Source organism: uncultured Holdemanella sp. (assembly GCF_958348295.1).
Classification (GTDB): Bacteria; Bacillota_I; Bacilli_A; order Erysipelotrichales; family Erysipelotrichaceae; genus Holdemanella.
The window spans coordinates 44985-58388 of the sequence record NZ_CATVYQ010000002.1 but is presented as its reverse complement, the minus strand read 5'-3'; the positions used below and the strand labels follow the sequence as shown (position 1 = coordinate 58388).

Here is a 13404-nt window from a genome sequence, read left to right as displayed (position 1 = left end):
TAATATTTGGAGTTTAACATTATATAAGATATAATTGAGAAGAGAATAAGATTAAAAAAAGGATAATTGAATATGTTAAATATAGAGCACTTATTGACGGAACAGAGATACCTTGCTTTAGATGAGATTTCTACTGTTTTTTTAGCTATCGGCATCGCACAATACACTATATATCATTTTAAGTATAGAAAATATAAAAATTCAGCAATTGCCAAAGTGATTGACTATGTAGAAAAATATTACGACAAAGAGGATTATTATGTTTACATGCCCATTGTGCAATTTACAAATAATCAAAGCCAAAAAATCCAATCCATTTTAAATATTGAATTAGACGACCAGAAATATCCATTCGGTAAGGAAATAGCAATAAAATATAATGATAAAAACTTGGAATATGTTTTAAAAGATATGAAAATCAAAAAGGTTGTATATAAAAATTCTTTAGCAATTGGGATGATTTTGATGATTATTTCTATTCTCTATTTACATCTAAACAAATGATACTCCACTAATAAGCAGAATTTAACTTCTGCTTTTTTTACATACAAAGGAGTTGATGAATTTGAGAGATATTAAGACAAAGCAAAAAATACAAGCTATTAAAACAAAAGATACAAAGGGAAATATTCAGCATTTTATTAAGCAACAAACAATTCATAATAAAAATGTTGATAGAAAAGAGGAAGCTTCTGTTAAATCCAATCCACAGGTACAGGCTACAAATAAAGTAAGTGTTGCTGCTAAACAGAGTGTAATTGAATCTAAACATCGTACTACTAATTTTATTAAGCAAAAGCATCATGAATATAAGATCAAATCAGCTAATAAGAAACCGATTATTGAATCAAATCATGATATTCATCCACAGAGAATATCATATATATCCAAGGCAAAGAAGCATGTTGTGAATAAAGTGAATGCTTCAAAGATGAAAAAGTCTACAGAACAATTTGTTTCCAAGCCTATTGTCCAAAATACAACACATGCTATAAAGAAATCACTTCATATTGTTAAGAAGAGTGTATCTACATTGAATACACTCTTTTCTTTTGGAACAGGATTGATTTTATTAATAGTGATTACTCTGTTTATTGGCACATTTAGCGTATTAGCTCAAGATGGTGGATCTAATAGTGAAATTGTTTCTTTAAGCGAAGAAGTTATTGCATATGAAGATACAATACGAAAATACGCAATAGAATACGATATAGAAGATTATGTATCTTTACTTCAAGCGATTATGATGCAGGAATCTGGTGGCAAAGGAAGTGATCCAATGCAAGCTAGTGAATCAGGATACAATACAAAATATCCTAGGATTCCTAATGGTATTACAGAACCGGAGTATTCCATAGATGTTGGTACACATACTTTTTCGGATTGTGTTAAAAAGGCAAATGTAAAAGATCCATCCGATACAGAACATATCTATCTTGCACTTCAAGGATACAACTATGGATCTGGCTATATTGAATGGGCACTTTCTAATTTTGGAGGTTATTCGAAATACAATGCTCAACAATTCTCCGATATGAAAAAGCAAGAATTGAATGTATCAGGGTATGGAGATCCATCCTATGTTGATCATGTAATGCGCTATGTTGGAATTACATTTAGAGGTGGAACTAATCCAAATTTCAATAACATGGAAGCATGGATCACAAAGAATCCATATGCTAAAGAAGGCTTATATGGCCAATGCACATGGTTTGCTTGGGGAAGATTCTATGAACTCTATGGCTATGATCCTGGCTTTACTGGTAATGGATGGGATTGTGTAGATGAACTACTAAAAGCACATCCAGATAAATTTGAAAGATCCACTACCCCAAAAGCAGGAGCAGTATTTTCTGGCATTGGTAAAAACCATGTTGGTATAGTATTAAAAGCAGATGGTAACAACATTACAATTCAAGATGGTAACTATGATGGTATTACCAATACGTTTGAAGATGCAAAAAAGGACTGGCAAACCAACACCTATACTCTTGATTACTACAGGTCAAGAATGGGTGGTATTGTATTCGCCAATCCAAAATAAAGCGAAGACACATCATCTTCGCTTGTTTGCTTCCTTATGCTGTTTAACAACTTCATTCGCTTCTTTCTCTGTACGATATAACTTAGATTCACGAACACAAGTACCAGAAGTACCGCAATTACCATTACCATCAAACATAATGGCACAAAATCCACCAGCATTCCGTACAACCTTAGCTTTTCTTACAAAGATAGAAGAAGCAACAAAGTAAACAGTATCCCCTTCATTGAATCGTTTCAAATTTTAATCTCCGATTTATTTATTGCCATTATTCCAAAAATAGTAAATTGGATAAGTTTTAAAATTTTCTTGCTGAACTTTTGATAATTTTTCAAAATGTATTTCTGCAGCATTTTGTTGATCTAATAGTAAATATGCTCCTACACGGCAATCTTCACTTATGGTTGAATCTTCAGCCATAGAATATAGCATTCTAACTTCATTTTTATCGAAATCTCTCTTACGTTTTATTACTTGTAAAGAATTTAATTTTTTAATATTCTTATCTAAATCCTTATCTGGAACTTGTTCAAGCCAATGACTGAATTCTAAACAAATATTTAAGAATTTTTCTTTCTTCTCGCCGTTTGACTCATCACAAGCTTTTATCAAATCCAATAAAAAATAATTAGCACTTTCATAAGTAATTGCATTATTATCTATGCTTTTAAATGACGAAAGTAAAACACTGAAATTCAAGTTATTAAGTGTCAATAATTCTTCTTTATGTAATATACAATACTGAGATATAGGAATCATTTCTTCTTTATTATTAGGATTTTCAACGGCTACATGAATAGAATTACTAAAGAAATTTAGTAATCTATATGATTTATCTTTGTTTTCTTTAACAGCGATTACAGCGAAACTCAATGGTCCAACTTTAATACAAATGACAGGTGATAATTTATTATTCTGAGCATATATTGGTTCATTTTTCACAAAAGATTTAACCAAGCAATTCAAATTATTTAAATCTTTAGCATTTAATTCATTTAAATTAATATCTTCCTCACACCCTAGTAAATCTAACATTTCAACTATTTCTTTAGCTTTTAAAAGACGATCACACTCAAATTCTTTATTAAATTTAGTTTTATCCATACCTGTATAATCAAAAGGCAAACTGACATCACCGATTTTAAAATAACCTGCATTAATATAAGAAAGCATAAAATCTAAATCGTTCGCTAATATTCTTACTTTTTCAGAATTTTTATATTTTAATTTTGCTGGAATCTTTTCTTTATAAAAATATATTTTTAGACTCTCCCCAACGCAAAGACAAGTTTCATCTGCACTTTTAATTATTTTATATGTCGAGTAAAAGACTTTATCATTTATTGTTATATTTGCTTCAATAATTTGTTGAGTATGTATATTTTGAGGGATAAAATCCAAAGGTTGAGGAATATCGCTTCCTTTTATTTTTGCATATAAATATACTTCATTATTTATTAATGCATTTTGTGGATCATTAATACCAACACCAGAAATTGGAATTTCAATATTTTCAAGCACGCCTTTCTTTTTTAATTCTTCAATGCTGTATAATTTTCCCTTTGTAAAGCTTGCCTGTTTTTGACAATTTTGAAAACTATTTAAAAGAATAGTGGTTTTTTGGTTTTTATCTGATGGAAATTCTTTTAAATGAATTGCTTTGGTTTTGTTTATACCTACTAATAGTTTCCTTAACTTAATAGGTGTAAGTATAGAATAATAAATTTTTTTTGTTAATCCGCTATTTCCTATATAAACAACAAATAATATACATCCACCATCATTCAAATAATTAACTAGATCAGCTTTTGGCATCGAATAGGATATTTCCTTCTTAGAGTGATTATCACATTCTTTTCCCTTAATCTGAACTGCCATTCTTCCTTCTAAAGTATCTTTAGTTTTTTTCTTGTTTCCATATATATAGACGAACCCATCCCACGAAGGCTCTTTGTCATTTTCGGCAATGTATTGCTCCAGAAAATCAGTAGTTATTATGCTATCCTTAACTGCATTTACAGCAAGTGTTTCAATTGTTTTGCTATCTAATGGCACTCTATAACATCTCCTTTTACTCCACTCCCAGAGCTTTAAATACTGCATCTTCTGCATTGTTAAAGAATATCAAATTAAAACAGCCTACTAGTTCTGGTGGTACTGTTCCTAAATCTACTGCCGAAGTGATAGGTAACAATACTTTCTTAGCACCAGAATCCAGACAAACCTGTAATGTATTTGCCAAATTTTCAACTTTATTTACAGTACCACTGACACTGATATCACCCAATACCGCAAGAGAACTTACTGTAGGTTTCTGTAATGCAATAGAACAAAGTGCAATTAATGTTGGCAACGCTAATGTGCTTGTCATACCAATACCTTGTAAATCTTGATATTGGATGATGTAATCCTTTGTTGTAGTACTAATAGATTGACTAATGCGTCTGCTGTTAGCTTTCAAATAATTAAAAGCATTTTGCGTACTTTCTCTAGCTTCTCGATCACTTCCTATGCCATTACATGTAAGCTTTCCATTACCCGGTAATATTTGGGTTTCCAATCTAAATAAACCAATCATTCCGGATTTACCAACAGAAACAGTGTAAATTTGGCCAGGATTACACATGCCATCTGGAATCAAAGTACTGGATCCTTGTTCAGGAACGGAGACATAATTTTCTTCAAATGTATCATTATCAATATATGAGAAATTCACATCATAGAATTCCATGCCACCGATTTTCTTTAACTGCTCTTTGACACGTCTTCTCATTTCTAAAGCAATACGTAATATTTCTTCTAATTGATCCTTTGTATAGTCTTCATTTGGATATAAAAGTTTAACTAGACCGGAAACTGTTTTTCTTACAGAGATTGTATCTCTTTGATTTAAGTTCTTGCCCAATTTAAAGTATTTATCTAAAGCATCACTTTCCTGTGTTTTTCTAAGTTCTCTAATAAATTCAGCAAAATAATCTGTAATAAAACCATAATCATCAGTAAAATGATCTGGTCTAAACTTTGGTACTTCCCATCCAGGTAAATAACAGTGAATTCTATCTAAGAAAGCCGTATCTGTGCCCATTTCAGGTGGAAATGGATCAAATAGCGATGAAGTCTTTAAAAGTACATCGACGCTTTGATTAATGTTTCCAACAAACACCATAGATGCACTAGCAGCTTTTTCTTCTTTACCGCGTGCAAAAGATCCAGACGCCATATAATCCTTCATAATCTGGATTCCATCTTTATCTTTAAACTTGATTCCGGCTACTTCATCAAAGGCGACACAATCCCATAAACCAACAAGTCCAACAGTACGTTTTCCCATGTTATAGAAAAGATTAGCTACAGTAGTTTGACCGCCGGATACAAGGATACTGTTTGGAGATATTTCTTTATAGATATGAGACTTACCAGTACTTCTAGGGCCCAATTCACAAAGATTGTAATTATTTTCTACAAGTGGTACTAAACGAAGTAACAACAACCATTTTTCTCTTTCAGATAATTGATCCGGTTCCATGCCGATAGAGCGAAGTAAAATATCCATCCACTCCTCTTTTGTAAATGCCTTACGTCCCTCTTTTAATTCATTGATATCAACATGGGGCATTTGAATAGGGGTTAGCTTTGCAATTTTAATTGGATTTGAACGCTTATCTTCTTCATTATATTCATATTCTAGTTGTACTATGCACCATATACCGCCACACAATAAACGATCAAACTTTTCTGGGTATTCTTCTGAAATAGGAATACCTGTTATTCCTAAATTAGAAAATTCTGCTTCATATGTATCTGTTCTAATATTTAAATTAATTGTCACTTTATCAATAACAGTATAAAAACCTTTAGAACGCAAAATAGATAAAGTCTTTTGTGCTTCATCTGGCCTTACAAAGTTATCAGCAAGAATCTTTTTAACTTTTTCTACGCCTTGTTCAATAATTTCTTCATCATCAGATCCACAATATTGCCCAAGAAGAAACTCAAGCACATAAACTGGGACATTAGCTCCTTCTTTAATTTTCTTTGTGAGATCTTTTCGTACTATTTTACCAGCAAAATTATCTCTTAGCTTTGCCTTTATTTCCTCTCTACCTGCCATAAGGACCTCCTAAAATTTTGATTTCAATATGGTGCAGAAGGCTAGGAGTCGAACCTAGCACACCTTTATCCATAAGGACAATGCGCCCACCGATGCGCCACATCTGCGTATGAAAGGGCATAAAGCCCTTATAACTAACTAAAGAAATCAAATTCATCAATTGCCATCGCAATATCAATCTGTATTTCCTCTTTAATTGGAATTTGTTTTCCTTCTTCATCTACAATCACAAGATAATACGTTTCTGTATTGCTGAATTTCTGAGATTTCAAATTAAATGTACATTTAAACTCTCTATCTTTTGCAATTGTACTTGTTTTATTCGCAATAATCTTTTGTTTGTCACTGACTTCATTACCCACAGAATCTGTAATATAAGCAATATATGTACAAGCTACATAATTATCTTTTACCGGTTCTTTCTGATAGAAACTCAGATTAAAGATCATATTACTGATCTTGCGATTTGAAGAAAGTAACGCTATTGTTACTGGTTTTGTATCATACTTATCTTTATTGATTCTATATGCCTTATATCCAGATCTCAGATACTTATATGTAATGACTGGTACACACATTTCCTGTAAACTGATACCACCATGGACAAACTTACTTCCACCAGCACCTTTCACACGTATATTTTCTCTTGGTGCAAATCCAAGCATATATGAATCATTGTAGATTCCTTTTACCGACATTAAAAAGTCAGGATTTGCAGAGTTACCTGTAATGACATAACGACGTCCCTGTTCAATAATATCTTTCTTAAAGGAAGAGCGTTCCATCATATCAGATTCTGTTAATTCCTTGTATGTATATAAGAACCCATGATCAGAAGTAATGATGACATTCAGACCCTGAAGCTCATTACAAATCACATTCACCAGATTCTTGATTTCATTGATTGCTTTCTCACAGGCATCAAATACAGAACTTTCATCGTTGTGACTGGAAGCATCGATCGTATCGTGATAGATGTAAATGATGTCTTTGCCTTTAACGGCTGCACGTCTATCATCTCGTTTCATGGAAATGATATCTTTATATCTTAAAGCCACACTGTTTTCACTATAAGACTTTAAAATACCATCACGATCACTCATTTCACTTGAATGACCGTCTACAAGTACCTTTGTTGTACCATTGTTTTCAACAGCTTCTAACGTTTTATGTGGTAACAACGCTGCCATACCATACTTTGTAATTGTAGGGTAGATACTTTGTTGAGCACTTATTTCAACATCTGCCTTTGTTTCAATCTCTAATTGTTTAGCCAGTGAATATGCTACATCGTAACGCATCGCATCCGATATAATGACAAATACTTTTCCATCTACGTTTTTAACAACATCTCGATAGAAATCTGTCTGTTGAGCAATTCCAGTTATCTTTCCAGTACTTCCTAAATCAGTTTCAATCACTTTATTCCAGTTAGAAGATAATTGATCCAGATACCAGTTCTTGTATTCCTTTTCAACATAATCGGCTAGATCTTTGAATGCATCGTCTAAAGAAGGATGCAGTGTCTGTAAACAAGTAGAGAATGCAATATGGAAATTCCTATAGAATGTATCCATCTGATAATAATCACTAGTATAAGCTTTCCACATATCTTTGGCTTCTACATGATGGAAACTATTCAAATAAGATTCATAGAACTGATTCATAAGTGCAACCTGGTAGATACCTTCATAGAAATAGGTATAGTCTTCATACCAAGCTGAAGTTCTGCGTTTTTCAACGATACGAATAACAGAATCACTATCAATTGTTCGATTTGAAATACCATACATCAATTTAGAAAGAATGACTTCATCAATAACAGGTAATACATTTGTTTCCACCAGATCTTTGATTTCAAACGAATTGAAACGATCTAGTAAAGATAAATTACTTGTTACATAATCTGCAATATTTTTAAATGATTTTTTATCTTCACCATAAATCCAGTTAAAGATCATGTCATAACAAAATCCACTATGAATATCCGAATACTTGGATTCCAGTCCACTTAAAACATCACTTGACATTGTTCTTGAAATGGCACTTAATACAACATGATTTGTCAGATCATCCATCTTTTCAGAACTATTAAACCCAGTTGTACTATGTACTAATGACCAGAACAAATTCGATGCACTGTATTTTAAAAGATCCATCTTAATTGGATTTTCCAGATCAGATCCTGCTGAAATCACAGCTTTAATAATAGATTCTGGTTTTCTTTCTTTTACACCACAGATAGCAGAAAGGATAGACATATACAAAGTTGATTTTTTATCTATTGTTCCATCAAAAGAAGCAATCATTTTTCTTCGACTGGATGCATTAAAGAATCCTTTAAACTCTTTTACCGCATTGCGTAACTCAACTGTATTGACAATCTGCATTTCCTGCATCAGACGAGAAGTCTTATCCGCACGATATTCATCACTATACAGTTTGATATCTAAAAACCAGTCATGTTCTGGATCCACATTAATTGAGTTATAGACAAGATAATTAGATGTTAAATCATCACTGGATAATAATTTCTTAGAAGAAAACAAACTACCTTCTTCCAATACCAATACCTTGGCATTGGATAAAGATAAAGTTTTTACTTCATCCAAGAATTCACCATCTTCATCATTCCAGAAAATAATCCTTCTTTTATAAAACTCATCTAAAGGTTCAGCAAACCTTTGTTCCAATTCTTTTTTTATATCTTCGATAGCCATACCGAACCTCCTTTTTTCTTATTCTTGTAAAAATAACTCATGATTTACTTCAATCATTATTCTGTCTTTAATTCTTTCAATTTCATCATCTGTTGCTTCGGAATTAGAATAAAATTTACTTTTCACTTGATTAGTTATTCTATTTGTAAGCGATATATGTGCATTTACATAAGTTTTATCATAGTAATAGATTATTAAAATACTTTTTGATTTAAGTAGTCTTTCTTTAATTATTTTCCAATAATAGGCGTCTGTTCTTCCGATTGATAAACCATATGTACAAATTATTTCCGTTTCATTTATTAAACTTGTAAATTGTTCAAGATGTAGTTGGCCTGCTTGATTTAATAAACTTGATTTAAATAATGCATCACTTAACTCTGTGGAAGTTTTCAATTCTTCATTTTTGATTTGAGAAAAATCATTCACGCCAATAATCATTTGTCCATCTTCTAATGTTCCATGTAAATAAAATGGAATCTCTAAAATACTTGAATATGATGTAGGATACCCATTCAATTTAAAATTATTTAATAAATTCGGGTTATTTCCCCATAGAATAGAAACCGTTTTTGTATAGTTAAAGCTAATTGCAGTGAACTTAAAATGTGATTGCGAATTTACTCTTATTAATTCATTTATCTGATTATTATCAACTAGTCGTGAACACTTTATTATCTGATTAAAAGAATTTGTTAATATTTTTTGTGTTTGATTTTCATCTATTTTAAGATTTTTTTCTTCATTTTTAAGATAATCATTTAGAAATAAATCAATTTGAATTTTATCATTTTCAAATTTTTCAATCTGTTGCTCAGAAATTAAAGTTGTTAATTCTCCTAATCTAGTTTCATAATCTGACCATAAGTCTTCTTTGTGCTTTTCAAAATCATGTTTTAATTGTAAAAAAATAATATTTTCTTCAGTTATTAGATTTTGCTTTTCAAGTTCTAATAAATATTTATAAAAATGAAAGTAACTTGTTTTTAAACCATAAGACAAATCTAATCCATTTCCAAATAACCAAGTAATTCTCATTTATTCACCTTATTTTATCTTAGCCAACAATTCCTGGAACTTAGCATAATTCGCTTTTACACCATCATCCAAATCCATTGGTTCCATCTTATCTGCCCAGTGATGAACAACTTCTTCATACTTATTCAATTCTAATAATTGTTCATTAATCTTCTTTAATTGTTTAGATAATTTAACCCTTTCACTCGTACTAGAAGCATCATCAATTTGACTCTGTAACAATTCTACCTGTGTTCTATAACGAGCCTGTTGAGGGTGTATATATCCAGTTCTCATTCTTGCAATTAAATCCGGTGCATATCTATGAATATAAACTAAAGCCTTAAATCCATTCTTCTTACCACTATCAAACAACCAATAAATAGGACGTTTACCAGAACCAGTTACCTGATATGTATTACAATGATCTTTAAAGAAATCATTCAAGAAATAGTTACGCAATACATCTCTAGAAGCACCTTTACCACCTAAAGCATTTGCAATAAAACTAAGATTATCTTCTAAGGTATCAGATCCATAAACAACTCTAACAAACTCAACAAATCGACTTACAATATCATCTTCAAAGTACTCTTCATCGCAAATTGGAATGATATCATCAGTATCAGGAGTAAATGTAGAATACTTACTGCTATCCCATTCACCACCAGCATAAGCCAATCCTTCAACATCTAAAGAATAACGACCAAATATACAACCAACTGCATAAGAAATAAACGACTTAATATCACGAACTAAATCAGCCTTACGTACAGTCACATCCTTATCATCTACATAAGGATCTAATTCATCCTGCAATCCATATATATCATTAAAGATTCTATTTAATTCTTCTTCATTAGATTTCAATGTATTAAAACGTGATTCACATTCATCATTCCATAGATTATATGCTTCATTAATAGTACTAACATGATTCTTTACTAGTGGATGTACTTTAAAATCCCATGACGTTTCGAAAGAATCCCAGTCAGATTTAGAGAAAGCCATACAACTAGAAACAATATCTCTTACTTTATCATTGCAATTTATCCTTGAATCAAATGGTAAAGACAAAACATTACCTATCATTATATTTAAAGTTGGAGCTATAAATTGTAAGTAATGATTAGCTACTTTACTATTACAAAATGCAATAATCTTGAATAAGTCTAATGTATTAGAAAAAATACTAAAGCCAGCCATGTCAGATAAAAAACCATTTTCTTTAATTCTAAATGATGGCTGTCCGCTGGTTACTCTTGACCAAGTAACTAATGGTGCAAATTTTAGATTATCTTTATATTCTTGATAATGATGACCTGTTATTTTATTATCATTTTTCAGGAAAGCTCCATCATTTTGCCAATATACTACATAAAAATCATTACCATACCATTTTCTAAAATCTCCACCTTTGTTATATGGATACCATTTTTGTGAACAATATGTATCTACTGCTTGTTTTGCATCAAATTTCACAGAAAAAAAATTAACTTCTTGCCATAATCTGATAAATTTTTCATTATCCCCTGTTTGAATACCGACGGATCCAACAACATCATTTGATAATTTGTGTTTTTCACACCAACTTATTGTTTTTTCACTCACCCAATACGCAATCGGACTTCCTGGGATTTTGCTGAAGTTTGTTGCTGAAGAAGTATATAGGTTTTCATCTTTTAAATATTCTTCTTCCTTTGCATCTTGAGAATTATAATCTACAAGTCTTTTGAAATTTGATTGATATCCCTTTATATTTACATTGTCAAAAACAAATGCAGTTGTCTGTACAACTTCACCACCTATATCTTCAAATGCTCTTGCCCCTAAATGAGCCATATTAATGATTGTATTGTTGATTAATAATTTATTTCTCAACTTTTCAAAGCTGGATAAGAACATCCAAGAATGCATTGTAATCATTGCTTGATATGCATTTTTCTTTGTTAGGGAGTGGCACTTTTCAATGAATATCGCAAAAAAATCTGATTTGGAATCAGGATAATTCTTTTGTACATATGATTTTTGCTTAGCATCTGGTGCCATGTAAGGCGGATTTGTAATAACTACATCATATTTTTGTACTAATAATTTAGCCTGTTTGATTAATGGCTTCAACAAATCATTTAATTCATCAACTTCTGATTGTACTACTAAATCCTTGTTAATTGCTTCTTCTTTTAATTCATCTAAATGGCTTTTAAGATTGTTTAATTGTTCTACTGTACAATCAAGATTCAATATAGATCCAAATTCTTTGGCATCTTGAAATACATTAACTAAATAATGTGCCAAATCCGTATATTTATCTAAGTATTGTTCAAATTCTGGCTTTAGTGGTGCTATTGGTTCTCTGATTTCTATAAGATTAAACTTCGTTTTCTTATTCAGAATTCTTCTGTTGTAGGATCTTGCTTTCATCATTAATGCAAAGTAGGCAAGATGGTATGCACGTTCATCAATTTCTAAACCATATAAGTTATTTTCAAGAATGGATTTTGCTGCATCTCGATCTGAAAAACCTGCATCTCTATAGATATCCATCAATACATCAAAAGCATAGACTAAAATATGTCCTGATCCCATACATGGATCAATCACTTTAATGTCTTCTGGCTTTAGCTTCGCATGTTCTTCTTTGATCTTATTTAATTGTTCAATAACTTCAGGTTCTTGTTTTGCTTCTTCAAGATAATATTTCCACTCTGAATGATCAAAGTCTGGATGACCATCTAACCATAATCTTCCCAAAGAGTTTTCTGTCATGTACCGAACAATCCAATCCGGTGTAAACAACTGTGTAGCAGCTGGAATATCGTCTTTTGTATAGTTCTTCTTTTTCATGACGATATCTTTTAATTCCGAATTATAGTATTGGTATAACCAGCCAATTATCTGAACCTGATCTGTCCAGCTGTCTTCATCAATATCCGTTATTAACTTAGCTAATACACTGTCTTCTTTTAATAAATTATCTGGGAATAATAACGTTTTATAGTCTTTGATAGAAGTAAACATATCTGGAAGATACTGATTCATGTCATTACATAAAGTCAGTAATAGATATTTATATAATTCTTCTTGCTTGTTTTCTTCAATATAATCAAATACTTTCTGTTTATCTAAACCATCTAATTCAACATGAATCGCATCTGTTAATAAATCTGGTTTGAATTCATTGTTGTCATTAGTAAAAACTCTGATTCTTTGTGGAAGATAGTTATTTACTTCCATATAACGAAGGGCAATAAAACGGTTAAACCATGTATAAGCCACTTCTTCAATGACATGTTCATATCCATTCTTTTTTACTTCAGTGATCAATTCATTTAATTGCTTCTTTTCATCACCTGTAAGAAGTCTGCCATTTACGTTATCTGTATTGTAGCCAGGAAGGCTAGATTCTGTAACATCATATTCATATGCTTTCTGCGCAACCTGTTTCATTAATTCAGTACGTGCCCATACAGCATAATTCTTTATTGCGTTTTTATTCATAATCCGTCTCC

8 protein-coding genes and 1 tRNA gene are annotated in these 13404 nt (G+C 31.3%); 2 read left to right on the top strand and 7 right to left on the bottom strand.

The annotated features are described in order from the left end of the window. Positions 1-72 precede the first annotated feature (72 nt). Both Q3907_RS00755 and Q3907_RS00750 read left to right on the top strand, forming a co-directional pair. Positions 73-504: a hypothetical protein gene (locus Q3907_RS00755; RefSeq protein ID WP_301896756.1), complete on the top strand. Its 432-nt coding sequence runs from the start codon at positions 73-75 to the stop codon at positions 502-504. Between the two features lie 55 nt (positions 505-559). Then, positions 560-2044 (top strand): lysozyme family protein, encoded by a 1485-nt coding sequence (locus tag Q3907_RS00750; protein ID WP_301896755.1) that lies wholly within the window; start codon positions 560-562, stop codon positions 2042-2044. A gap of 12 nt (positions 2045-2056) precedes the next feature. On the opposite strand, the gene Q3907_RS00745 is transcribed toward Q3907_RS00750, so the two are convergent. The 7 genes from Q3907_RS00745 to pglX all read right to left on the bottom strand — a co-directional run bounded on the left by Q3907_RS00745 (position 2057) and on the right by pglX (position 13393). Further along, complete coding sequence (locus Q3907_RS00745; protein ID WP_301896753.1) at positions 2057-2284, bottom strand: hypothetical protein; 228 nt, start codon at positions 2282-2284, stop codon at positions 2057-2059. A 15-nt stretch (positions 2285-2299) separates the two neighbouring features. Continuing rightward, positions 2300-4099, bottom strand: coding sequence for a hypothetical protein (locus Q3907_RS00740; RefSeq protein ID WP_278729358.1), 1800 nt, complete (start codon positions 4097-4099; stop codon positions 2300-2302). Between the two features lie 16 nt (positions 4100-4115). Next, positions 4116-6155, bottom strand: coding sequence for a protease Lon-related BREX system protein BrxL (gene brxL / locus Q3907_RS00735; RefSeq protein ID WP_301896750.1), 2040 nt, complete (start codon positions 6153-6155; stop codon positions 4116-4118). A gap of 29 nt (positions 6156-6184) precedes the next feature. Then, positions 6185-6262: transfer RNA gene (locus tag Q3907_RS00730), tRNA-OTHER, on the bottom strand. 27 nt (positions 6263-6289) lie between these two features. Then, positions 6290-8875 (bottom strand): BREX-1 system phosphatase PglZ type A, encoded by a 2586-nt coding sequence (pglZ, locus tag Q3907_RS00725; RefSeq protein ID WP_301896749.1) that lies wholly within the window; start codon positions 8873-8875, stop codon positions 6290-6292. Positions 8876-8893: 18 nt separating this feature from the next. Next, positions 8894-9913, bottom strand: a complete 1020-nt coding sequence (locus Q3907_RS00720) for an AbiH family protein (protein ID WP_301896747.1) — start codon at positions 9911-9913, stop codon at positions 8894-8896. Positions 9914-9922: 9 nt separating this feature from the next. Further along, a complete protein-coding gene (pglX, locus tag Q3907_RS00715) occupies positions 9923-13393 on the bottom strand; it encodes a BREX-1 system adenine-specific DNA-methyltransferase PglX (RefSeq protein WP_301896745.1) in 3471 nt (1156 codons plus the stop codon). Between the last annotated feature and the right edge of the window lie 11 nt (positions 13394-13404).